Raw genomic sequence first — 25,248 nt, 5'->3', positions numbered from 1 at the left:
CTAATCTATGTTTCAAAAAATAGCATTGGCCTTTTTTTTGTTGTGCTTTACAATAAATTATAGTCAAAATACCGTCAACTTAAAAGGAAAAATAATTGATCAAAAAGGAAGTTTACCTTTAGAATCGGCAACAATTTATTTAAAATCAGTTAGTGATAACGCGGTAATAGATTACACTATTTCTGATAAAAACGGAAATTTCACCTTAAAGACACGAAAGAACGAAAAACCAGTATATTTCAAAGTCTCGTACATAGGATACGTTGATTATTCTGAGAAATTGGACCATTTGAAACAGGATAAAGACTTTAAGTTTGTAAAATTGACTGAGAATATTAATACGTTAAACGAAGTGATTATAAAATCAGAAGCACCGCCAATTCGTATTAAAAAAGACACCTTAGAATTCAATGCATCTTCCTTTAAAGTGCGACCAGACGCAAACGTGGAAGCGTTATTAAAACAACTCCCTGGAGTTGAGATTGATGAGGAAGGAAAAATCACCGTAAACGGCAAAGAAGTCAACAATATATTAGTAAACGGAAAGCCCTTTTTTGGTAAAGACGGGAAAATTGCGACCCAAAATCTACCTGCAGACATTATCGATAAAGTACAAGTAAGCGATACAAAAACTAAAGAAGAAGAACTATCTGGCCAGGCAGCAACTTCCAATGAAAAAACTATTAACCTAACGATCCAAGAAGACAAAAATAAAGGCCAATTTGGAAAAATTACGGCAGGTTACGGAACGGACGATCGCTATGAATCCAGTTTGTTGTTCAATCACTTTAAAGACACTCAGAAAATCAGCGTTTTAGGCTCATCAAACAATATTAATTCGACTGGATTTTCGATGGATGAAATTTTTGATAATATGGGAGGTGGCAGAAACAGATCAGTTTGGGTGAATAATGACGGAAGTTTTGGTATTAATGGAATGCAATTTGGTGGCAATAGCGGTATTACAAAGTCAAATATGATTGGCGCAAATTATGCAGACGAATGGGCAAATAAAAAAATCAACCCTAACGGTAGTTATTATTATACGACTGGTGAAACCACTAATAAAAACAAAACCAATAGAATAAATCTTCTTCCAACGGGAAATACAAATACGGTTGCAGAATCTAATACCAAAACAATAACAGATGGTCATAATTTATCAGCAAATTTTGAGATAAAATTAGATTCTACAAGTACTTTATATATAAACCCAGAATTTACTAAAAATGAAATAAAAAACATTAACTCTGGAATTGAAGAAGCATTTGACGAAACGGGCACTATTTTAAATCAAAACTCTAGTAATAATAAATGGGCAAGTGAAAACAACACCTTCAAAAATAGCATTGACTTCTATAAAAGTTTGAAGAAAAAAGGAAGAGGCATTAGCGCTGCTTTTGTAAACGAACACAATACAAATAATTCAGATTTAAATACAAAGACGAGTACCATATTTTTTCAAAGTGGAAATTTAGCTGATGTACGAGATCAGTTTCGAGTGGATGAGTCAAAAAATAATAATATCATTGCAACAATTGGTTATTCCGAACCTTTGCGAGATTCATTAGTGTTTAACTTCGAAACTACTTATAATTATAAAAAATCAAAAGACACAAGAAATACTTACGATTTTGACAATGCCCTAATCAGCTATTCAAACTTCAATAGTTTTCTTTCAAATGACATTGTATCCAGTACCTCGTCAGTTACTCCCATGGTTGGAATAAGCATAAGAAAAAACAAAATAGGAGGAAGTATTTCTATGGGAACAGAAATTATAAATTTCAACAATGAATCTACCTATCTCTTAAATAAAACTACAGTAAATAAAAACTATATGTATCCTAAAATGAATGGATACCTCAATATTACATTAGGAAAATCAAAATCCATTTATAGTTATTATTCTTATACGGTCAATCTACCAACTGCGAATCAGATTTTACCTTTTGAAAACCTATCAAATCCCTTGAATACAATTATTGGAAATGCAGATTTAAGACCCAACGAAAATTATTCGATATATTTTAATTTCAACAATTACGATTATGCTTCTCGAAGTGGTTTTTACGCCTACGGTAGTGGAAATTATAATGTAAATCAAATTGTTTCAAACACTACTTATGACGCAGATTTCAAAGCCACAACTACGTACCAAAATGTTGATCAGGCTTATGATTATTATGTAGGCTTTAGCTTTAACAAATCCTTAAAAAAAGAAAAAAGTACGTTTAAATATAGTTTTGGAATACAAGTGGGATATGATTATAATCAAGGATTAACAAATGCCTCATTATTTGAATCAAAAGGATTAAAACTAACGCCCAGAACTAATCTAACTTGGTCTCATGATAATTTAATCACAATAAACCCTTCGTACAGATACACTTATATCACAAATGACTACATTAATTATGTTATTGATAATACGAAAAACTTTAAGCACAACGCCAAGCTAGAGATCACTACGTATTGGCCTAAAAAAGTAGTATTAGGAAGTGATTTTGGCTACAATTATAATTCAAATATTGCTAATGGCTTTCAAAAAGATTTTTACTTGTGGAATTTGAGCTTGGGCTACAACTTTTATAATAATAGGTTGCTTGCAAAAGTAAAGGTATACGATGTTTTAAATCAAAATGTAAGCGCGGTTAGAACTATTACTCCTACTGCAATTACCGATTCGGAAAACACTGTATTACAACAATACGCCATGTTCTCATTGACTTTTAAATTAGATAAGTTTGGAGGAAAAGACAAAAACTCTAATTCGGTAATCGTATTAGACTAAAATAGAAAACTCGCTAGAAATTTCTAACGAGTTTTTTATTTGTATTAGATGCGAATTGCTTTATTTACCAACTTCCGCCAGCGCCACCTCCAGAAAATCCACCGCCACCGAAGCCGCCGCCAAATCCTCCTGAGCCACCACCACCAAAACTTCCACCGCTTCCAAAACCACCGCCTCCACTTCGTCCTAAACTGCTTAGAATAATCATGTCAGCTAAATCAAAGCCTCCAGATGAACCACCTGAATTTCCACCTTTGTTTCTTCTTGAGATGATAATAAAGAAAATGATAATAAATATAACAATTAGAACAGTCGGAAAACCATCCGAATCGTCCTTTCTCTCACCCTTATACTTACCTTTTAAAACCTCAAAAATAGCATCAGCACCTTTATCTAATCCGTCGTAATAATTTCCAACTTTAAATTCAGGTGTAATTATATTTCGAACAATTTCGCCGTTAATACCTGCTGTCAATCGATCTTCTACGCCATAACCTGGAGCAATCCAAATTTTTCTTTCATTTTTAGAAAGTAATATTAAAATCCCATTATCTTCCTTTTCTTGACCAATGCCCCATTCATGTGCCCATCTTGGGGTTAAAATTCCGATATCTTCACCTTTTAAATCTTGAATCGAAATTACTACAATCTGTGTTGAAGTCGAATCAGAATAACGAATTAACTTACTTTCTAATTCACTTTTTTCAGATGGTTGTAATATATTTTCATAATCATAAACACTAGTTTGAAAACTAGGTTTTTTAGGAATAGTAAATTGTCCGAATGAGAAATTAATGAATAGAAAAAATACGATAACAGCAAATAAATTTTCTCTTTTAAAATTGAGTATTATAGTATTGGAATTTCTCATATTATCCTCTTGAAATTTCATTAGACAACTCATCAATATCATCATCTTGCGAAGGAAAATAGCTTTTTAATTGCTCACCTGCTTTTAAAACTCCTTCTACTAGTCCTTTCTTATACTGATTTTCCTTAAAACTAGCAATGACTACCTCCTTGGTGCTGTTCCAAAAATCATTCTGTACTACATCATTGATTCCTTTATCGCCAATTATAGCAAATTTTTTATCAGCCACACATACATAAAACAAAACACCATTTCGCTCTGTAGTTTCGTTCATCTTCAATTCAAAAAAAACCTCTTGAGCTCTCTCAAGAGGCGCTTTTTTTGAATGTTCTTCTATATGTACTCTGATTTCTCCCGAAGTGTTTTTTTCGGCAACAACAATCGCTTGAACAATTTCTTGTTCTTCGGTTTCTGATAAGAAATCTTCGGTTTTAGACATTTTTTTAGTATTAATTGAAATCGAATTCTACGTCAACTGGTTTTTCAGCTCCTGCAACTGCCTCGAAGAAAGGTTTTTCTTTGAAACCAAACCATCCAGCAAAAATGTTATTAGGAAAAAGAGTTACGTGAGTATTATAAGGTTTAATAGCTTCATTATAACGCGTTCTTGCAGTTAAAATTTGATTTTCAGTACTAGCCAATTCGTCTTGTAACTTTAAGAAGTTTTGATTTGCTTTTAAATCAGGATATTTTTCAACCGTTACTAATAATCTAGATAACGCAGATGAAACACCACTTTGTGCTTGATTAAATTCTGCTAATTTTTCAGGAGTAATATTTGTAGGGTCAATTGTAACTGCTGTAGCTTTTGCACGCGCATTAACAACTGCTTCTAATGTTGACTTTTCAAAATCAGCTGCTCCTTTAACAGTTTTAACTAAATTTCCGATAAGGTCATTTCTTCTTTGGTAAGAAGTTTGAACATTACCCCAAGATTCTTTTACATTTTGTTCCAATTTTACAGCCGTGTTGTTGATTCCCTTAAAATAGAAATAACCGATTAAGACCACTGCTCCTATTATAATCAAAGGCAAAAATTTTTTCATAGTTCGATTTTTTAAAGTTTATTAATTTGTTTATAGTTGATTTTTAATTGTATTCAATTGCGACTTTATAGTTTTTAATTTGGCGATAATATCAAACTTATCTAGTGTTTTTTTCTGACCTTCTTTTAAATGCGTTTTTGCTCCATCTAGCGTAAAACCTCTTTCTTTTACTAAGTGATAAATTAATTGCAGATTCTTAACATCCTCAGGAGTAAACATACGATTCCCCTTAGCGTTAATCTTTGGTTTAAGAATATCAAACTCTTTGTGCCAAAAACGAATTAGTGAGGCATTTACGTCAAAAGCCTTAGCTAGTTCGCCAATGCTGTAATATCTTTTATCTGGTGCTAAATCTAAATCCATATTTTATATTCAACTGCAATTACAAGTTCAAGAACAAGAGCAAATTTAAATTCGAGAGCAAAATCTATTTTTAATCCAACGATTGGTTTTCTTGGTTCGCCAATTTAGAAATTTCTAGGTATTCTTTTGCAGAAATACTTCCGTAATAAAAATTCAAAGGATTCACGTGAACTCCATCTTTTAAAACTTCATAATGTAAATGAGGCGCTTGACTACGGCCCGTACTTCCGACATAACCAATTAAATCACCTCGTTTTACTTTTTGGCCGGGCTTACAATTGTATTTACTTAAATGTGCATACAATGTTTTATAGCCATAACCGTGATTTATTTCAATATGATTTCCATAACCCGAAAGCGAAGCATCTGCTTTATAAACAACGCCATCTCCGGTTGCATAAATTGCTGTTCCCGTTTTTGAGGTAAAATCCATTCCATAATGGAACTTCTTAATTTTTGTAAAAGGATCACTTCGATACCCATAACCCGAAGCCATATGTTTTAAATCTTCATTCTTAACCGGCTGAATAGCTGGAATTGCCGCTAACAACTTTTCTTTCTGCTTGGCCAATAAAACAATATCGTCTAACGATTTAGACTGAATCACCAATTCTTTTGTCAAAATATCAACTCTTTTCGTTGTGTTTTCAATCAATTCAGAATTATTAAAACCTAATAAATCCTTATATCTGTTTACACCTCCAAAACCTGACTTTCGTTCTTCATCAGAAATTGGCGAAGTATTAAAATAAATGCGATAAATGTTATTGTCTCTATTTTCTACGGCTCCTAAAACTTCACTCATTAAATCTAATTTCTTATTTAAAAGCTTATAGTTTAATTGTAACACTTCAATTTCTCTGGCTTGAATTTTATCTTTTGGTGTTTCGAAGTAACTTGTGTTGATTAATAAAACAAAAATTAAGAATCCAAAAAGAAGCGACGACATTAAAAAGAGTACGATATAGCCAAATTTCTTCCTTTTTTTGGTTAGAACGCGTTTATAAGCTAAATTTTCTGAATCGTAATAATATTTTACCTTAGACATATATTAAAATGTACTATTTTTGTGCCAAATTTTTAATTGGTAGTAGTTATACGAACAAATTTAGGAAATGTTTCATTCTTATACTATTTTATTTTTAAGACACGATTCATTTTTAAAGAATACGATTTCGAAAAATTACATCTGGTTAAATTTCAATTTTCAACTAAATTACTGATAATGAAATCACAAGACATTAGAAAAGCTTATTTACAATTTTTTGAATCGAAAGACCATTTAATTGTTCCTTCTGCGCCCATTGTTTTAAAAGACGACCCAACCTTGATGTTCAACAATTCGGGTATGGCCCAATTTAAAGAATATTTTTTAGGAAACGGAACGCCAAAAAGCAAGAGAATCGCCGATACGCAAAAATGTCTTCGTGTTTCAGGAAAACATAACGATTTAGAAGATGTAGGTTTTGATACTTATCATCATACGATGTTTGAAATGTTAGGGAATTGGTCTTTTGGTGATTATTTCAAAAAAGAAGCAATTGACTGGGCTTGGGAATTTTTAACCGAAGTCTTAAAGTTGGATAAAGATCGTTTATACGTTTCTGTTTTCGAAGGGAATCCTGCTGAAAATGTGCCGTTTGATCAGGAAGCGTTTGATTTATGGAAGCAATATGTTTCAGAAGATCGAATTATTTTAGGAAACAAGAAAGATAATTTCTGGGAAATGGGCGATCAAGGACCTTGTGGACCATGTTCAGAAATTCATATCGATTTGCGTACGGCTGAAGAAAGAGCAAGTGTTTCCGGAAGAGATTTAGTAAATGCAGACCATCCGCAAGTAGTGGAAATTTGGAACAATGTATTTATGGAATTCAACCGTAAGGCTGATGGTTCCTTAGAAAAATTACCTGCGCAACACGTTGATACCGGAATGGGATTTGAGCGTTTATGTATGGCGATGCAAAACGTAACTTCGAATTACGATACTGATGTTTTCACACCGCTTATTGCTAAAGTGGAAGAAATTACAGGATTAAAATACACTTCAAACGAGGTTAAAAACATATCAGAAGAACAAAACAAAACTAATATTGCAATTCGTGTAGTGGTGGATCACGTTCGTGCCGTAGCTTTTGCTATTGCTGACGGTCAATTGCCATCAAACACAGGAGCTGGCTATGTAATTCGTAGGATTTTGCGTCGTGCTATTCGTTATGGTTTTACTTTTTTAGGAACGAAAGAACCATTTATCAACAAATTAGTTGAAGTTTTAGCGAATCAAATGGGCGAATTTTTTCCAGAGATTAAAGCACAACAACAATTGGTTACCAATGTTATTCGTGAAGAAGAAGCTTCTTTCTTAAGAACTTTAGAACAAGGATTGCAATTAGTTGATAAAGTAATTGCTGAAACAAAAGGAAAACAAGTTGATGGTGCAAAAGCATTTGAATTGTATGATACTTTTGGATTCCCTATTGACTTAACGGCTTTAATTCTTCGTGAAAAAGGATATGAATTAGATGAAGCTGGATTTGAAAAAGCAATGCAAGAACAAAAAGCTCGTTCTCGTGCGGCATCAGTTGTTTCAACGGAAGATTGGTCGGTATTAATTCCAGGAAATGTAGAAACATTTGTTGGTTATGACCAAACCGAAAATGATGTAAAAATTACAAGAATTCGTAAAGTAGATTCTAAAAAAGACGGCGTTTTATACCAAATCGTTTTAAACAACACTCCTTTTTATCCAGAAGGCGGTGGACAAGTTGGCGATAAAGGAACGTTAGTTTCTGCAAATGAAACGATTGAAATTATCGACACAAAAAAAGAAAACAACCTTATTTTACATTTCGCGAAACAACTTCCAGAAAATGTAGAAGCTAATTTTGTGGCTAAAGTAAATACGGATTTAAGAACTTCGACTTCTAAAAATCATTCGGCTACGCATTTGATGCACGAAGGTTTGAGAACAATTTTAGGAACTCACGTAGAACAAAAAGGATCTTTGGTTAACCCAAATTATTTACGTTTCGACTTTTCTCATTTTTCTAAAGTCACGGATGAAGAAATTAAACAAGTAGAATCTTTTGTAAATGCTAGAATTGAAGCACAATTACAATTAGTGGAACATAGAAATATTCCGATTCAGGAAGCATTAGATAAAGGTGCAATGGCTTTGTTTGGTGAAAAATATGGCGACAATGTTCGTATGATTGAATTTGGATCGAGTAAAGAATTATGTGGTGGAATTCACGTAAAAAACACTGCTGACATTTGGCATTTCAAGATTATTTCTGAAGGAGCTGTTGCTGCCGGAATTCGTCGTGTTGAAGCAATTACGGGTAAAGCGGTGAAAGATTTTTATACGAATAATGAAAATATGTTGGCTGAAATCAAGGAAACTTTAAAAAATCCGCAAGATGTTTTAAAATCAGTTGTTAGCTTACAAGACGATAATGCGAAGTTGAAAAAACAACTAGAACAACTATTAAAAGAGAAAATCGAAGGTTTAAAAAACACTTTGGTTGCTGATTTTCAAGAAATAAATGGGATTCACTTTTTAGCGAAGCAAGTCGATTTATCAATGAGTTCCACTAAAGATTTAGCACAAGCTATTGGAACAGCACAACCAAATGCATTTGTATTTTTAGCTTCAATTGAAGACAACACACCAAATATTCATTGTTATATTTCCAAAGAATTGGTGGCTTCAAAAGGATTAAATGCTGGAAATGTGATTCGTGAATTAGGAAAACTTATTGATGGAAATGGTGGTGGCCAACCTTTCTTCGCATCAGGAAAAGGGAAGAATGTTGGTGGAATTAAGGAGGCTTTGGAGAAGGTGGTAGATTTTATTAAATTTTAAATTTTTATTATGAAAAAAATAGCAATATTTCTGATCGTATTGACCTCTACATTATTCAGTTGTAGTTCTTCTGATGATTCAGTTACCATTAATCCTCAAAGTTTATTAGGAAAGTGGTATATTAAAGGTGGAACTGAAAATGGCGGTCCCTTCGTGAATTACAACAATAAATGTGCAACACAAAGAGATTTTCAAGAATTCTTCAATAATGGTACGATTACGTTTAATGGCTATGCAATTGATTGCGAACCTACTAATATTAGTTCTTCAATATGGAGTGTAAGCGGTAATATTTTGACAGTTTCAAGTACAAATTTTGATCCAATGATTTATGAATATGTTTACACTGTTGAAAGTCTAACTTCGGAAGAACTTATTGTAGTACAAACTGTAAATGATCCTGAAGGAACATTTGTAAACAGAAATACCTACACTAGAAATTAAGAAAAATCCCGATAAGTTTAAATTTATCGGGGTTTTTGCTTTAAAAATTGTTTAATATGTTATGTTTTACTTTATTTGTAGTTAATCCAATAATATCATGAAAAAACTACTTTATCTTTTTAGTGCAGTTGCAATTACATTAACATCTTGTTCAAGTGATGATTCTTCAGATTCATCCGATGCTGATGTAATATTATTAACAAAAACGATCCAAACATATCAAGATGGTTCAACTTCAACATTTAATCTTGAATATTCTGGGAAGAAACTAGTAAAATCGGAAAACTCCAATGGACGTTACTCAATGTATACCTATACAGGAGATTTAATTACGAAAATAGAATTTTTCTCTGCAAATAACATTTTAGATGAGAGTAAAACGTACACTTACGACTCTAATAATAGAGTAACTTCATTAGTGATTGTTGAACCAACATTTACTGATTATGGCGAAAGAGAAACTTTTACCTACAACGCAGACGGAACCATAACAGCTAAATATTATGAAGGAAATTTCGACGAGCAAACTGAACTAGTTAACACAGCAACAATAACTTTAAATAATGGAGCCGTAAAAAAAATTATTGATGAAAATGGTAGAGAAATAACATTTACATATGACGATAAAAGAAATCCAACGACCAATATTTTAGGTTTTGAAAAATTAATTTATACTGAAAGTGACGGCGATAGTCCTACCAATAACATTTTGACAATTGTTGATTCTGATCTTGACCAAAACACTACAAATACACTAGAATACAACGCTCAAAACTTTCCTACATCTCTAATTTCTGTTGATAGATATGAAATTACGAAAATTGAATATTTTTATAACTAATTATAAAATCCCGATAAGTTTAAATTTATCGGGATTTTGTTTAAGAATAGTTTTATTTTCATTTAATTTGTAAATAACTAAATGAAACAAAATGAAAAAACTACTTTATCTTTTTAGTGCCGTGGCACTTACATTAACTTCTTGTTCAAGTGATGATTCTTCAGATCCTACTACGACTGAGGGAACAACATTGAAAAAGATTATCGAAACTTACAGTGATGGATCAATCGAAACAACCAACTTTTTTTATAATGGTAATAAAATTATAAAACAAACTACTGATTATGGAGACGAAGTTCAATATACATATACTGGAGACTTAATCACCAAAGAGCGTTACCTTTTTGAAGATGGAGATTCTGGTGATATATTAGAAGAAATCATAACTTATGAGTATGATACAAATAATCGATTAATTAAATCAACAAGAACTGATGAGGACAATTATGTCGAAGTTGATGTTTTCACGTACAACGCAAATGGTACAACTTCATTCGTAACCACAGCGGACGGAAATACTATTGCAACGGGGACGATCCACTATGTAGGTAACCAGCCTTATAAAAAGGAAATCATTCAAAATGAAGGAGACGAATTTGAATCTACTACAACTGAAGTAAGTACATTTGATACTAAAAGAAGTCCTTATTCTAATATTACTGGCTTTTCTAAAACTATAATTGCATCTCCATATACCTCACGAGGTTATCCTGGTATTGTTAACAATCCTTTATTATTAACTGTTAATGGTATTTCTCAAGAAAGCTCATCTTATACCTACAACGCTAGTAATATGCCAGCAACCGAAACTGTAATATATTTTGGTAGTACTGATGAAAATTCTACATCTGAATATTTTTATAACTAATTATAAAATCCCGATAAGTTCACATTTATCGGGATTTTTTTATTCTACCACAGCAACTGCTTCGATTTCTATCAACCATTCTTTATTTCCTAAAGCTTGTATTCCGACTAATGTGCTTGCGGGATAATTTTCAGTTCCAAGAAATGCTTTTCTTACTTTTCTGAAAATCGGTAAATCTATTTCTGCTTGGAAGTTTACGATATACGTATTCATTTTTACGACGTCTTTGAAAGTTGCGTTAGCTTGATGCAATTGCTTTTATAGATTTTTAAAAGTGGCAATAGTCTGACTTTCTAAATCGGTTCCGGTTCCGATTTGTCCGGAAATGTAGAGCGTTTTGTAATTTCCAGTTTTTACAATTACGGTTTGTGAAAATCCTTCGTTGGGATCAATATATTCTTTTTGTATCATATTTTTTGAGCTAAATGGAATGTAAAATTAGTAGTTTAATTCTAAAAACTAATCTAAATTTGAAGTCTAAACTTATCGATTTGCAATTCACTACAAAAATACCCCTTGGAAAATTTGAAAACCCAATTACTTATGAAAGTAAAATTCTTGCTTTGGGTTCGTGTTTTTCAGAAAATATAGCTGAGAAATTTGAGTATTTTAAATTTCAAACGGCAACAAATCCTTTTGGAATAATTTTTAATCCGGTTTCGATTGAAAATTTGGTAAAAAGAGCTGTGAATAAGATTGATTTTACGGAAAGCGATATTTTCTTTCACAACGAACTTTGGCATTGTTATGAAGTGCATTCGGAATTATCGCATTCGGATAAAGATGTTTTATTAAATACTTTGAACGATCTTGTAAATACAACTCACAATCAAATCCTATCGTTGACACATTGTTTTATCACTCTTGGAACGTCGTGGATTTACCGAAATGTTGTCTCTGAGCAAATTGTTGCGAATTGTCATAAAGTCCCGCAAAAGGAATTTATTAAAGAATTGTTGTCGATTGCGACAATTGAGGAAAGCTTAGCGAATATTATCAATATACTTTATGCTATAAATCCGAATTGTTCTGTGATTTTTACGGTTTCTCCTGTTCGTCATATCAAAGATGGTTTTGTCGAAAACACCTTGAGTAAAGCTCATTTGATTACGGCTTTGCAAAGCATTTTGAAAACTGAACACTACAAACTGAACACGGAATACTTTCCTTCGTTCGAAATTATGATGGATGAATTGCGTGATTATCGTTTTTATGCCGATGATTTATTGCATCCAAGTAAAATGGCAGTCGATTATATTTGGGAACGTTTTGCTGAAGCGATGATTTCCAAAGAAAGTTTAGTAACGATGGAAGAAATTGCAACGATTCAAAAAGGATTGGCACACAGACCTTTTAATCTAAATACGGAAAGTCATATGCGATTTGTTGCGAATGTGAATGAGAAAATCGCAAAAATTCGATCGCAATTTCCTTTTATATCGTTCTGAACGTAATTCATACTAAAAAGTGTTACTTTTCGTTTTTAACTAAGCGTCAAAAAACTAAACTATGAAAAAGATATTTTTAAACATTCTGATTGTTGCAACTGTTATTACCACAATTGGTTTTATAATGGATGGCGACGCTAAAGAACCAAGTATGCTAATGCGTTTTGTGGAATTCTTTATGATGATTGGAATCGTTTTTACGTTGATTTCTATTGTTTATTTTGGAATTAGTTTTGCTAGAAGAAGTTTTTTGAAAGCGTAATTTTTATTACCAAACATTCCGAAGTAACCAAATTATATAAAAATTCCTGAAACATTCCGGTGGTTTGCCCCAGATCGAAGTGGAAATCCTTTTGTGAAATAAAATTTATTTTTGTTGTTATACAAAATCGACCTAAGAAGCTCTTTTTATAACTTACAAAAATTATTTTATTTGCAAAAGATTGTAACGAAGAGCTGGAAATAGGCCCAAAAAAAACACAAACTAATACTTATTAAAAGTAAAAATTTGTGTTATTCTTGTCGGAAATTGCGATTTGCAATTAACTATTTAAAACTTCGATTTCTAATTGGACTTTTTCCCAATCCGCTAAAAGTTGTTCTAATTCTTTCTTTTTCTTTTCGTATGCCATAAAAAACTTAGCGTCTTCAACGTGTTTGTCGTAGTTTGAAGCCAAAGCTTTATCGTCTTGCTGAATGTCTTTTTCCAATTGTTTGATTTGACTTTCAACTTTACTCAATCTGTTTTGTAGTGATTTCGCTTTCTTTTGGTCTTCGTATGAAACACTTTTTTGAGCTTTATCAGCTTTGGATGAAACGACGTCCTTTTGTTCAATTTCACGCATATTCATTGCGTTTTTCTGCTCTAGGAAGAAATTGATATCGCCTAAATATTCTCTAATTTTCTGATCTTTGAATTCGTACACTAAATTGGACATTCCTTGCAAGAAGTCACGGTCGTGAGAAACTAATAGCAAAGTTCCTTCAAACTGCTTTAAAGCGGCTTTTAAAACGTTTTTTGACTTAATATCCAAGTGATTCGTGGGCTCATCCATAACCAAAACGTTGATCGGTTGCAAAAGTAATTTACAAAGTGCCAAACGATTTCGCTCGCCTCCAGAAAGTACTTTTACTTTTTTCTCCACATCATCGCCACGGAATAAAAACGAACCTAACATATCACGAACTTTCGAACGATTGGTGTCGGTTGCAGCATCTTCCATGGTTTGCAACAAGGTGATTTCACCGTTTAAATATTCGGCTTGGTTTTGTGCGAAGTAACCCAATTGCACATTATGACCCATTTTTATAGAACCTTCGTATTCAAATTCGTTGACAATCGCTTTCATAAAAGTCGACTTTCCTTGACCGTTTTGACCCACGAAAGCAATTTTACTACCGCGTTCCACCAAAAGTGAAATGTCTTTCAGAATTACTTTATCGCCATAAGCTTTTGTAACGTGTTCGGCTTCTACAACAACTCTTCCGGGTGTTTGCGAAACTGGAAACGAAATATTCATTACCGAATTATCGTCTTCATCGACTTCGATGCGTTCAACTTTATCTAATTTCTTGATTAACGATTGTGCCATCGATGCTTTAGACGCTTTTGCTCTAAATTTCTCAATTAACTTCTCTGTTTCTTCAATTTTCTTAGCCTGATTTTTTTGAGTGGCCAATTGCTTTTCGCGAATTTCATCTCTTAAAAGTAAATATTGCGAATAGGGTTTGTTGAAATCATACGCTTTTCCTAAAGAAATTTCAATAGTACGATTTGTAACGTTATCCAAAAACATTTTATCGTGCGAAACAATTACGACTACGCCCGAAAAATTACGTAAAAATCCTTCTAACCAAATGATACTTTCAATATCCAAGTGATTCGTAGGCTCATCTAAAAGTAAAATATCGTTTGATTGCAATAATAATTTTGCCAATTCAATACGCATACGCCATCCTCCAGAAAACGTATTGGTTAAATTATCAAAATCTTCACGTTTGAAACCTAAACCTAAAAGGATTTTTTCAGTATCTCCAACGTAATTATAACCTCCTAATACTTCGTATAAATGCGTAACATCGCTTAATTCTTCGATTAGGTCTGAATAGTACTGACTTTCGTAATCGGTTCTTGTAACTAATTGGTGATTGATTTCGTCGATTCGGAATTCGGCCGTTTTAATTTCGGCGAAAGCCTGATAAGCTTCTTCCAAAACGGTTCTTCCTTCTTCGAAATCGATATCTTGGCGAAGAAATCCCATTCTAACTTCTTTTTCTGTTGCGATAACGCCGCTATCAGGTTTGAAATCTCCAGCAAGCATTTTCAACATGGTTGATTTTCCTGCACCGTTTTTTCCAACAAGTCCTACTCTATCGCCAGAGCCTAATCTAAAAGTTACGTCTTCAAAAAGAAATGTTCCACCAAATGAAACCGATAAATTGTGTATGTTCAGCATATTTTTGTAACAATTATTACACGAAAGGTTGTTATAAGTTTTACCTTTGTGCAAAATAATCTGCAAATGTTAAAAAAAGGATCCATATTAAATAGTATTTTAACAGGAAGTTGTCCAAAATGTCAAGAAGAATCAATGTATTTGGATCAAAATCCGTATAATATCAGAAATGTGTACAAAATGCACGACAGATGTTCTCATTGCAACACAAAATATGACATGGAACCGTCGTTCTTTTTTGGTGCTATGTATGTGAGTTATGGTTTAGGAATTGCGTTTGGAGTTGCAGCTTTTATAATCTGTTATTATTTTGTAGGAGAGAAAAGTTTAGTTAGCAATTTTATTGCAATTTGTATCACATTAGTTGTTTTTATGCCGATCATTATGCGATGGTCTCGAAATATTTGGATTAATTTCTTTATCAGCTACGACGAAGATTGGGAGAAAAACAAAAAAGTGAAATAGTTAAATACTATAAAAAAAGCCGAAATTAAGAATTTCGGCTTTTTTTATAACATCTTTCAATATTTATTTCGTTTTCTAAGGGAATAGCGTTCTCAATATGTTGAAATAATTGATTTGCTAAATAAGGACCGAGCATTACGCCGCGAGTTCCTAATCCGTTTAATAGGTGTAATTGCGAATGTAAAGGATGCGTTCCAACTAACGGTCTTCTGTCTTTAACTGTGGGACGAACTCCTGCAAAATGTTCTATTACTTCGAAATCACAAGAGATTAGTTCTTTTAATTTATCAACAAGTTCTTTTTTACCTTCTTCGGTTGGATTGTTAGTTTTGTCTTTCCAATCATAAGTTGCTCCGACTTTGTACAGATCATTTCCGATTGGTAAAATAAAAACACTTGATTTGATGACAACATCCAATTGTAAATCCGCTGCTTTTATGATAAGTAATTCGCCTTTGGTTCCGTCTAACGGCAAATCGTTAAAAAACGGATTAGCATGCAATCCAAAACCTTCAGCAAAAATGATGTTTTTAGCATGAATATCTTTGTACTGAATGCCACTTTCAAGAAATTGAATCTGAATGTAATCGAAAGAATCTGTAGAATAGCAATTTAAATCTTTTAAATACTTAGAATAGGATTCGATTAATGTTGAGATTTCTAAATAACCAGTATGATTGACTTTACCATAATGAAAAGGAGAATCAATAGCACTGTATTTTTGATTTGATAATTTAGGATCTAAAAAAGGTGCTAAATTAAGTTTATCTGCGGCTTGAAACCAATTGTTTTGTTCTTCGATCGAAAATAGCTTTCTAAGAATAGGTAATTCATAATCGAAAACCACGTTTAAACGGGCCTGAATTGTATGGTACAACGGAAAAGCAAAATCAATTTGTTCTTTGGCTTTCCACACTTCACTAAAACGTTTTAAAACAACAGGATTGTATAAACCTCCAGCGACTTTAGAAGAAGGTTGTGAATTATTATCAAAGACAAAAATGGATTTATTGTGTTGCAAAGCGATTTCTGCAAAAGAAATACCTGCTAGCCCATTACCTACAATTATAAAATCTATCATGGTGTAAAATTAAAAAAAAACTCTTATCAATTGATAAGAGTTTTTTAAATGAAATTGGAGAAATACTACTAATAATTCCACATATCTTGTTCGAAGTCCCGAATTTTTTCTTTAACTCGTTCCGATTCTAATAATTGCATCTGTGCATTTTCTTTCATATAATCTTTGATTAAACGATCGCCAAACACATTTTCTTCTAAATAGATCACACCACTAAAACGACGCGCGTTTAATATATGGTCAAATGTAAATGACATTGCAGAGTTTCTACTGTTGAAAGCTTTGGCTTCATGCAAAACATCTCTTGAAGCTGGTAGATAAACCCAGAACAATTCTACAAAATCTTTAACTTCCTCATTCATGGTATAAAGATCCGGAACAACTGGACAAATTCCAAGCATACGATATTTTAATTCACCTTGACGTTTGTCAAAATACCAATATCCAACGATTTTATAAGCGTCGACATGATAAGCTTCGATTTCAGTCTTTCTAATATACTCCTCAGAAATTTGTTTCGCACCTGATCTATAAGCACTAATGTCCTCGTTCATTTGTTCTCTACCTACGTCTGTAGTATCTACAGTGAACAAAGACCCTTCAATATCTTGCATTGTTTTCTTAGTAGTAAAATAACTTGAGTCATAAACTTCAGTTATCTTACCTTCTTTTATCGCAGAAACTAAAACATTATACAAAGGACGTCTGTCTGGTGAGCTCATTACATCACCTTCCACAGGAAAATAAAGTGGAAAGTTAACTCTCTCATCTAAGTCGATCATTTCCCAAATACGTTTACCCATTAAGATATCTCTATCATGAACATAACCGTATGGTAATGGCTTATCATTGTCTGCACTTAATTCTGCCTCAGTTTTCTTCCCGATTTGATCCGGAGTTTTAGCATTCAAAAGGTTAGACTGAGCAAAAGTAAAAGCCGAACTTAAACCTAATGCTAAAATTACAATATTATTTCTCCAATTCATTTTATTCATTTTTATCTGGTTTAATTGTTTAAACACAAATTATTGTTACTTATTGTATTTCGTAAGTACAAGTTGAAACTCTCTTTGCAACCTGGTCTATACCAGAAAAACTTGCTTTAATTTCAGAAATAACAACAACATCACCTCTGCTAGCTTTAGCAATAACAGCTTTTGCTTTTGCATCCATTTTGCTGCCAGAAACCACTACAGTAGGCTGTCCTGGAACCTTAACATTAAACTGAGTAACATTCACATTTACTGGGAAATCGAAATCTTCCATATCTGCCGTTACCGTACAAACTTCTAAGTTAGATTTTGGACCTTTGTTAGAAATCGAACCTCCTACTTTTCCAGTTGGAGCAGGTAAACCTTTAATTCTAAATACTTGCGCACTAGACATTGGCTTCCCGTCAGGCATCGTAGCAGTAACACTAATTTTAACCTCACTACCTGAGCCAGCGTTTAACATGAATTTACCATCCCCTACTTTTGACATTCCAGGTGCTGAAGCGCTAACTTTGTCAGACGAAATACCAGGAACTGAGATAGATATAGGGTTAGGAACTCCACGATAAACAACATTCATTTTGTCTGCTGAAATAATAGCTTGGTTAGGTCTTGGAACCACAACATAAGTTCCTTTAAATTCTAATGGAATTTCTTTCCCATCTTCTAAGAAACCGAATTTTCCAGTGAAATTTTGTTCACCGATACCACCAGCAGTCATAGAGATTACAGCTTGTCCATTTTCAATTTTCCCAGGACCATTGAAAGATGTAGGAACTGTATTAGCATCGTAACGACCTAAAACAACTTTACCTGTAACTTGTTCACCAGCAAAGTATGCATTTTTGTCTAACACTACTATAGCTTGAAAGTTTTTCATAGAAGCTGCAGATTGTAATGCATTCCCTAAGAATAAGTTGTAAGCACCAGCTTCAGTATTTTTAACGTCATTTTGCATTGCTGTTAAGTAAGTAAGCGTAGAAACTGCAGGGAAACCTTTAGCTTTATAGTCTAAATATTTAACTTTAATTCCATCCTTATTAACTATATCTGCAGTCGAAAATTTCTTTTCAACTTCTTTAATATAATTTACGTATTTAACATCTACACCTATTACTTTTTTAATATCTGCAACGTATTTGTCAATTTTTGAAACAATTTCTGTTCCTCTTGCGCTGTAACCATCTCCTTGAAACCACTTGTCATCAATAACAGATTTGTCCATTGCTTCAAAAGGTAATTTACCAGTTTCTTTATCTATTTCAAAACCTTTAGTAGCTTCTACTTTAGCAGTTTCAAGAAATGCTGTAAATTCCTTAGAAATCTTAGCAACTTCCACCGCTTTTCTTGCAGACTCACCATACTGAGCAGGCTCATCACTTGCTTTTGTATTAAGAGCTCCTAAAAGCGATTGATTTGATTGTTCTGTTAATTTATTTGACTCGTCAAATTTATCATTAAAATTACCAAAAGCTGTTAAAACTTCTTTTGACATATTCAATGCCAACATTGCGATGAAAACCAAGTACATTAGGTTAATCATCTTCTGTCTAGGGGTTAATTTTCCTCCTGCCATTTTATTTTTAAATTAGTTTTTATTAATAAATTATTTTACCGATAAAACTAATTATCCTCTGTTACTCATAGCAGTAAGCATTCCTCCATAAACTACATTTAAAGATGCAATATTTGAAGTCATTGACTGCATTTGCTCTTTTAATTTAGCCGCGTTATCTGCGATATCTTTATTAGCTTGTGCATTTCTATCAGCACTTTCTAATTGTATTTTATATAATCCGTTTAAAGCTTCCATTTGAGATGCAGCAGCAGTCATTTGTTCAGCATATTTTTGTTGTCCTGCCATAGCATCAACCGTTGGAGAAATTGACTTAGCAGCTCCTTCAAAGTTTTTGATACTATTTCCTAAGCTAGCCATTAATTCACCATCAATTCTAGCTTCTTTCAACATTGCGTCTAATTTCTGAGACAATAAACCTTGAGCTTCAGTTGGATTTTCAACTTTTGCTTTTTTAACTGAAGATTCACCCCCAGCTAATTCAGGATAAACTAAAGCCCAATCGATTTCTTTCGGTGGATCTTCAAATGCAGAAAGTGCAAAAATCAAAGCCTCTGTTACTAAACCTATAGTCAACATGACTGTTCCTGTCAAAAAGCCAAATTCAAAGTGAGCGATTTTAAATAATGCTCCTACGATAACAATCGCTGCACCCATACCATAGGCGAAATTCATAATTTTTGGTGATAATAATGCCATAATAATTTTTTTGTTAAGTTAAGTTTATTGTGTAAAAATTTTGGTTTAATTTATTTTAGACTGTTCCCAGTTGAAGCAGTTCCCATGTAATCTTGAACTGTTCTAAATCCGATGTAACTTCTTGCTGAATCAGCATATTCAAAGTCACGAGTAGATACTTGTAGCATGTAAGCAACATCTTTCCAAGAACCACCACGAACAACTTTTCTTTGATTAGTTCTATCTGCAACGTGTGGATTCATAGTAGAAACGAACTCATAAGATTCTGCAAAATAAGAAGATTCTGTCCATTCTGAAACGTTACCCGCCATGTTGTAAAGGTTGTAATCATTTGCTTCATAAGATTTTGCTTCAACAGTATATAAAGCACCGTCAGCTGCATAATCTCCACGATTAGGTTTAAAGTTAGCCATAAAACAACCTCTGTCATTTTTAGCATATGGTCCACCCCAAGGATAAGTAGCTCCTTCAAGTCCACCTCTAGCTGCATATTCCCATTCCGCTTCAGTAGGTAAACGGAAAGAATTTATTTGATCTCTACCTCTTTTCTTTTTGATATATGCATTTTTATACATTGTTCTCCAAGAACAAAAAGCTTTTGCTTGATTCCAAGAAACACCTACTACAGGATATTCTCCGTAAGCTTGATGCCAGAAATAATCATTATGCATAGGCTCATTATAAGAATAAGCGAAGTCTTTAATCCAAACTGTTGTGTCAGGATAAATTTCAATTGCTGGCGCATCTTCAAAGAAATCTTTACGACCTTTCTTCTGAACCGCTTTATTGATATCAACTTGGTTGTACTTGAATTTCAATTTACTCGCGTCAATTGTTTTCAAACCATTGTAAGACTCAGATTCTGGTAAATACATAGAATCCATAACCTCAACATAAAACTCATCTGGATACTTTTTAGGATCCTTGATTAATTTAATCTTGTTATTAAGTTTTCTACCTGCATAAATATCATCATCAGTACCAACACTATAATAATTATCATACATATATTTGTCGTATGGAGTCATTTTTTCAGGATCAACATCAGCAAATGCAAATTCACCAATACTACCACCTTTTCCACTTCCAGAACCAGGTTTCTGACCTTGTAAATCAGCCATAATAGCTAATCTTGTTTTCATAATCGAATCCTTAACCCACCCCACAAATTGACGATACTCACTATTTGTGATTTCAGTTTCATCCATGTAAAATGAACGAACAGTCACCGTTTTGGTTGGCGCGTCTTGAACATTAGCTAAATCATCATCCGACTTACCCATAATAAAGGCTCCTCCAGGCACTAATGTCATACCGTAAGGTTTCTCGGCATGCCATTTTTTTCCTTTTACTCCTACTAATTCTCCTTTATCTCCTTTACCACAACTGATAAACAATGACAAAATTGCTGTTAATGCAACAAACTTCTTCATATAAATTTGGGTTAAATGTAACTTCTACTTTAAGGGTGTAAACCTATTCATAAAATTTTAAAAAAACAATATTTTTAATTAAAAACACATAAAAAAATCTTAAATTTTGAAACAGCCTAGATAATTGGTCTACTAAACCCCAATAAACAAACGATTCACAACGTATTTCTTCTCTGTGCCTTCCACCATCTTTCAGGTATTTCTTGCTCGCAAGCTCCTAAATAATCTTCATTTGTACAAGGTAATAACGTATTTCTTTTTAATTTATTATTAACATTTGACAAAAAAGGGATTTCAATCCACCATCTTGCTGTTTTATTGCTCTTATAAAACACTAATTCATCTTCATCAATCGGAACGATATACTTAGTATAATTCTCTTTACTTCCAAATGGATATTCTCCTGAGCGAAAGCTATATCCTTCGATAAAATACCAAATTATTTGCGCTATTAAAATACTTTCTTGCTGATTAGAATTAAAATTAAAGATTCCGAGCGAAGAAACTTTATCACTAATTCCGGCATAACGAGTTAATGTACAAATTTCTTTTCCGTCAAATCCATTAGGATTATTTTGTAGGAAATTTCCTGAAAAAGAAGACTGAACAGCAGTCATATCTATACTCACTAAGTCAGCATCTCTAAAAACAGGTTCCGCAACAGAAATAGTACTCGAAACTTCACCTAATCTATACGCTTCAAAATACAATTTTTCAATTAAATCAATCTCTTCTTGCGAGTTGTAATACGTTTGATACCCTAAGTTACAATAATTAAATAGGTTATTAGGTTCTTCGACTATAATTTTTGTTAAAAAAGAATTAGAAGGTAATGAATTTTCATCTGAAAAATCAAATGTATTATCTACTGATACTAAATTAACCATTTGGTCTAAATTATCGTAAGCTCTGTAAATTGCGTAAGTTAAATCTTGACTTCCTCCAATTACAATTGGCACAATACCTTTCTTAACCAGCTCTTCAACAAGTTTCTTGACAACAAAATACGTATCTTCAATACTTGCTCCTGCTTCAACCGTTCCTAAATCAGCAATTGAAACATTCCAATTCCCTGGATATAAGCTATAAAACTGCTTTCTAAAATTATCAAAAGCCGACTCTTCATTATCCTTATCATTACCTCTATTTTCATTCACAGCAATTATAGCCAATGAAACAGCGTCTAAAACTGGAAAATCTGTTTGGGTGTGAATTACGACTTTCCTGCCTAATGTTTTATTAGACAAGCCAGAAACAAACGTTTCCATCGAGGACGAAATAGGTTGTAAAAAATCAAAAACCATTTTTTATTACTTTTTGGTGGTCGTTTTCTTAGCTGGTGCTTTTTTCGCAGCTGCTTTTTTCGCAGGAGCTTTTTTAGCAGGAGCTTTTTTAGCAGGCGTTTTCTTTTCAATCATATCTTGAACTTGTGCCAATGTTAATTTACTAGCATCAACATCTTTACTTAATTCAATTTTGATTTTTCCTTTAGTAATTGTTGAACGACCCCATCGTGCTTTTTCAACGCGAATTCCTTCGTCTTCCCAATTGTGAATTACTTTATCTATCTCCTTTTGAATTTTATCTTGAATCAATTCTACAATATCCGACTCTGATAAATTATCATAATTGTACTTCTTATTTACATTGATAAACATTCCGTTCCATTTGATGAAAGGACCAAAACGACCTGTTCCTTTTTGAACCGGTAAATTTTCATACATAGCAATTGGCGCATCAGCTTCTTCCTTTTCAGCAATAAGCTCTTTTGCTCTTTCCAACGTAACATCTAATGGATCTTCGCCTTTAGGTAAAGAAATAAATTGCGTACCAAAACGAACATAAGGTCCAAAACGACCATTATTTACTTCGATTTCTTCGTCTTTGTAAGTCCCCAATTGCTTTGGTAATAGAAATAAATCTAAAACTTCTTCCAACGTGATGCTTCCAATATTTTGATCTTGGCGCAAACTTGCAAATTGTTTGTTCTCTTCTTCGAAATCGCCAATTTGAGCCATTGCACCATATTTCCCTAAACGAACTGAAATTTGCTTGCCTGAAACGGGATGCATTCCTAAAATACGTTCACCGCTTTCTCTCTCTGCATTTTGTTCCACATCCACTACAATAGGATGAAAATGACTATAAAAATCATTCATCATTTTTGCCCAATCGACTTTTCCTTCTGCAATTTCGTCAAAATCCTGTTCTACTTTTGCAGTGAAATTATAATCTAAAATGGTCGAGAAGTTTTTAACTAAAAAGTCATTTACGATAATTCCGATATCTGTTGGAACTAATTTCCCTTTATCAGAACCCGTATTCTCCGTTAAAACTTGTGCTTTTACTTCGCTATTCTTTAAGACAATTTGATTGTATTTTCTTTCTTGTCCTTCAAAACTTCCCTTTTCTACGTAAGTTCTAGCGATAATCGTAGAAATAGTTGGTGCATAAGTTGATGGACGGCCAATTCCTAATTCTTCTAATTTCTTTACTAAAGAAGCTTCAGTATAGCGACCTGGTGCACGTGAAAAACGCTCTGTTGCAGTAATATAATTATTAATTAATTTCTCATTTACTTTTAAAGCTGGTAAAATTCCTTCTTGCTCTTCATCATCGTCGTCATTTCCTTCTAAATATACTTTTAGAAATCCTTCAAACTTGATAACTTCACCAGTAGCCGTAAATGTTTCAGAAAAATTATTTGCTTCGATCTTTACATTAGTTCTTTCTAATTCGGCATCGCTCATTTGAGAAGCTAATGTTCTTTTCCAAATTAAATCGTATAAACGCGCTTGATCTCTATCGATATTCACTGTATGACGCGACATATCTGTAGGGCGAATTGCTTCGTGAGCTTCTTGCGCTCCTTTAGATTTTGAATTGAAAGTTCTCGGTTTCGAAAATTCTTTTCCGTAGTAACTTGTAATTTCAGCTTGAGCTGCTGCCATTGCATCTTGTGACAGGTTCACACTGTCTGTTCTCATATAAGTGATTAATCCAGCCTCATATAAACGTTGTGCAATTTGCATCGTAATTCCAACAGGCAAATACAATTTTCTAGCTGCTTCTTGTTGTAGAGTTGAAGTTGTAAAAGGTGCTGCTGGCGTTTTCTTCGTAGGTTTTGTTTCTAAATCACCTACTTTATAAGTTGACCCAATATTTTTATTTAAAAAGTCTTCTGCTTCTTTTTTAGTGGCGAAGTTCTTTGGTAATTTTGCTTTAAATGTTTTCCCAGCTTCGTTTGTGAATTCTGCTGAAATACTATAAGAAGCTTCGGCATTGAAATTTTGAATCTCACGTTCACGTTCCACAATTAATCGAACAGAAACAGATTGCACGCGACCTGCTGATAAACCGCCTTTTACTTTTTTCCAAAGTACTGGTGATAATTCGTACCCAACTAATCGGTCTAAAACTCGTCTTGCTTGTTGTGCGTTTACTAAATTATAATCAATTCCACGAGGATTATCGATTGCTTTAAGAATTGCCGTTTTTGTAATTTCGTGGAAAACAATACGTTTTGTTTTTTCTGGTTTTAATTTTAATTCTTCTGATAAATGCCAAGAAATAGCTTCACCCTCACGGTCCTCATCCGAAGCTAACCAAACCATATCTGCGTTTTTTGCTAAAGTTTTTAGTTTGGCAACCAATGCTTTTTTATCGGCAGAAACTTCATATTTCGGTTTAAATCCATTTTCAACATCTACTCCAATTTCCTTTGAAGGTAAATCCGCAATGTGTCCATAACTTGACTCTACTTGATATTCGCTCCCTAAAAATTTCTCAATGGTTTTTGCCTTTGCTGGTGACTCAACGATAACTAAATTCTTTGCCATGTGTCTTATATTTTTTTTAATCTGTATAGTTTGAGATTTAACTCCCAAGGCGCAAAAGTATAGGTTTTTTTTAAACTTCAAGTTTTTGAATTCAATTTTACTAACAATTTATTAATTTTTAAGCAATTCCACACCTATATATATAGGTATAAAAACCAATTACAGCG

At 33.1% G+C, this 25,248-nt stretch carries 23 protein-coding genes; 8 read left to right on the top strand and 15 right to left on the bottom strand.

Annotation, left to right across the window (positions count from 1 at the left end):
- Positions 1-7 precede the first annotated feature (7 nt).
- The gene (locus tag ACFSX9_RS14960) at positions 8-2,794 is read left to right on the top strand and encodes an outer membrane beta-barrel protein (RefSeq protein ID WP_379809122.1); all 2,787 of its coding nucleotides are present in this window, start codon (positions 8-10) and stop codon (positions 2,792-2,794) included.
- A gap of 64 nt (positions 2,795-2,858) precedes the next feature.
- Here ACFSX9_RS14960 and ACFSX9_RS14955 read toward each other — a convergent pair whose 3' ends face one another.
- The 5 genes from ACFSX9_RS14955 to ACFSX9_RS14935 all read right to left on the bottom strand — a co-directional run bounded on the left by ACFSX9_RS14955 (position 2,859) and on the right by ACFSX9_RS14935 (position 6,122).
- Entirely contained in the window at positions 2,859-3,665 is an 807-nt protein-coding gene (locus tag ACFSX9_RS14955) for a TPM domain-containing protein (protein ID WP_379809120.1), read from the bottom strand.
- 1 nt (position 3,666) lies between these two features.
- Positions 3,667-4,104, bottom strand: coding sequence for a TPM domain-containing protein (locus ACFSX9_RS14950; protein ID WP_379809118.1), 438 nt, complete (start codon positions 4,102-4,104; stop codon positions 3,667-3,669).
- Between the two features lie 10 nt (positions 4,105-4,114).
- Positions 4,115-4,711, bottom strand: a complete 597-nt coding sequence (locus ACFSX9_RS14945; RefSeq protein ID WP_379809116.1) for a LemA family protein — start codon at positions 4,709-4,711, stop codon at positions 4,115-4,117.
- A 30-nt stretch (positions 4,712-4,741) separates the two neighbouring features.
- A complete protein-coding gene (locus ACFSX9_RS14940) occupies positions 4,742-5,074 on the bottom strand; it encodes a MerR family transcriptional regulator (protein ID WP_379809114.1) in 333 nt (110 codons plus the stop codon).
- A gap of 70 nt (positions 5,075-5,144) precedes the next feature.
- A complete protein-coding gene (locus ACFSX9_RS14935; RefSeq protein WP_379809112.1) occupies positions 5,145-6,122 on the bottom strand; it encodes a M23 family metallopeptidase in 978 nt (325 codons plus the stop codon).
- A gap of 177 nt (positions 6,123-6,299) precedes the next feature.
- Here ACFSX9_RS14935 and alaS point away from each other — a divergent pair, with 177 nt between their 5' ends.
- From alaS to ACFSX9_RS14915, 4 genes are all read left to right on the top strand, one after another.
- The gene (gene alaS, locus ACFSX9_RS14930) at positions 6,300-8,939 is read left to right on the top strand and encodes an alanine--tRNA ligase (RefSeq protein ID WP_379809110.1); all 2,640 of its coding nucleotides are present in this window, start codon (positions 6,300-6,302) and stop codon (positions 8,937-8,939) included.
- A gap of 9 nt (positions 8,940-8,948) precedes the next feature.
- A complete protein-coding gene (locus ACFSX9_RS14925; protein WP_379809108.1) occupies positions 8,949-9,383 on the top strand; it encodes a lipocalin family protein in 435 nt (144 codons plus the stop codon).
- A gap of 97 nt (positions 9,384-9,480) precedes the next feature.
- Positions 9,481-10,224, top strand: a complete 744-nt coding sequence (locus ACFSX9_RS14920) for a hypothetical protein (protein WP_379809106.1) — start codon at positions 9,481-9,483, stop codon at positions 10,222-10,224.
- Between the two features lie 91 nt (positions 10,225-10,315).
- Positions 10,316-11,092 carry a hypothetical protein gene (locus tag ACFSX9_RS14915; protein WP_379809104.1) on the top strand — a complete coding sequence of 259 codons (777 nt, stop codon included), beginning with the start codon at positions 10,316-10,318 and terminating at the stop codon, positions 11,090-11,092.
- A 39-nt stretch (positions 11,093-11,131) separates the two neighbouring features.
- Here the strand turns inward: ACFSX9_RS14915 and ACFSX9_RS14910 are convergent, their stop codons facing one another.
- Both ACFSX9_RS14910 and ACFSX9_RS14905 read right to left on the bottom strand, forming a co-directional pair.
- Positions 11,132-11,344 carry a RidA family protein gene (locus ACFSX9_RS14910; protein ID WP_379809102.1) on the bottom strand — a complete coding sequence of 71 codons (213 nt, stop codon included), beginning with the start codon at positions 11,342-11,344 and terminating at the stop codon, positions 11,132-11,134.
- Between the two features lie 6 nt (positions 11,345-11,350).
- Positions 11,351-11,503 (bottom strand): hypothetical protein, encoded by a 153-nt coding sequence (locus ACFSX9_RS14905; protein WP_379809100.1) that lies wholly within the window; start codon positions 11,501-11,503, stop codon positions 11,351-11,353.
- Between the two features lie 59 nt (positions 11,504-11,562).
- Between ACFSX9_RS14905 and ACFSX9_RS14900 the strand changes: the two genes are divergently transcribed.
- Positions 11,563-12,540: a GSCFA domain-containing protein gene (locus ACFSX9_RS14900; RefSeq protein WP_379809098.1), complete on the top strand. Its 978-nt coding sequence runs from the start codon at positions 11,563-11,565 to the stop codon at positions 12,538-12,540.
- Positions 12,541-12,601: 61 nt separating this feature from the next.
- Positions 12,602-12,802, top strand: a complete 201-nt coding sequence (locus ACFSX9_RS14895) for a hypothetical protein (RefSeq protein ID WP_379809096.1) — start codon at positions 12,602-12,604, stop codon at positions 12,800-12,802.
- A 280-nt stretch (positions 12,803-13,082) separates the two neighbouring features.
- Here the strand turns inward: ACFSX9_RS14895 and ACFSX9_RS14890 are convergent, their stop codons facing one another.
- On the bottom strand, positions 13,083-14,996 hold the full coding sequence (locus ACFSX9_RS14890; protein WP_379809094.1) for an ABC-F family ATP-binding cassette domain-containing protein: 1,914 nt from the start codon (positions 14,994-14,996) through the stop codon (positions 13,083-13,085).
- 66 nt (positions 14,997-15,062) lie between these two features.
- Here ACFSX9_RS14890 and ACFSX9_RS14885 point away from each other — a divergent pair, with 66 nt between their 5' ends.
- Positions 15,063-15,461, top strand: coding sequence for a DUF983 domain-containing protein (locus ACFSX9_RS14885; RefSeq protein ID WP_379809092.1), 399 nt, complete (start codon positions 15,063-15,065; stop codon positions 15,459-15,461).
- Positions 15,462-15,486: 25 nt separating this feature from the next.
- On the opposite strand, the gene ACFSX9_RS14880 is transcribed toward ACFSX9_RS14885, so the two are convergent.
- The 7 genes from ACFSX9_RS14880 to topA form a co-directional block, all read right to left on the bottom strand.
- Positions 15,487-16,542 carry an NAD(P)/FAD-dependent oxidoreductase gene (locus tag ACFSX9_RS14880; protein ID WP_379809090.1) on the bottom strand — a complete coding sequence of 352 codons (1,056 nt, stop codon included), beginning with the start codon at positions 16,540-16,542 and terminating at the stop codon, positions 15,487-15,489.
- Positions 16,543-16,610: 68 nt separating this feature from the next.
- The gene (gene porN / locus ACFSX9_RS14875) at positions 16,611-17,528 is read right to left on the bottom strand and encodes a type IX secretion system ring subunit PorN/GldN (RefSeq protein WP_379809088.1); all 918 of its coding nucleotides are present in this window, start codon (positions 17,526-17,528) and stop codon (positions 16,611-16,613) included.
- Positions 17,529-17,577: 49 nt separating this feature from the next.
- Entirely contained in the window at positions 17,578-19,110 is a 1,533-nt protein-coding gene (gene porM, locus ACFSX9_RS14870; protein WP_379809086.1) for a type IX secretion system motor protein PorM/GldM, read from the bottom strand.
- Positions 19,111-19,161: 51 nt separating this feature from the next.
- The gene (gene porL / locus ACFSX9_RS14865) at positions 19,162-19,809 is read right to left on the bottom strand and encodes a type IX secretion system motor protein PorL/GldL (protein ID WP_379809084.1); all 648 of its coding nucleotides are present in this window, start codon (positions 19,807-19,809) and stop codon (positions 19,162-19,164) included.
- Between the two features lie 50 nt (positions 19,810-19,859).
- Positions 19,860-21,242 (bottom strand): T9SS ring complex lipoprotein PorK/GldK, encoded by a 1,383-nt coding sequence (gene porK, locus ACFSX9_RS14860; RefSeq protein WP_379809082.1) that lies wholly within the window; start codon positions 21,240-21,242, stop codon positions 19,860-19,862.
- Between the two features lie 155 nt (positions 21,243-21,397).
- Entirely contained in the window at positions 21,398-22,546 is a 1,149-nt protein-coding gene (locus ACFSX9_RS14855; RefSeq protein WP_379809080.1) for a formimidoylglutamase, read from the bottom strand.
- A 6-nt stretch (positions 22,547-22,552) separates the two neighbouring features.
- Positions 22,553-25,081 (bottom strand): type I DNA topoisomerase, encoded by a 2,529-nt coding sequence (gene topA, locus ACFSX9_RS14850; protein ID WP_379809078.1) that lies wholly within the window; start codon positions 25,079-25,081, stop codon positions 22,553-22,555.
- Positions 25,082-25,248 lie beyond the last annotated feature (167 nt).

The sequence above is a fragment of the Flavobacterium ardleyense genome (assembly GCF_042686085.1).
GTDB lineage: Bacteria > Bacteroidota > Bacteroidia > Flavobacteriales > Flavobacteriaceae > Flavobacterium > Flavobacterium ardleyense.
This window is presented reverse-complemented; position numbering and strand designations above follow the sequence as displayed.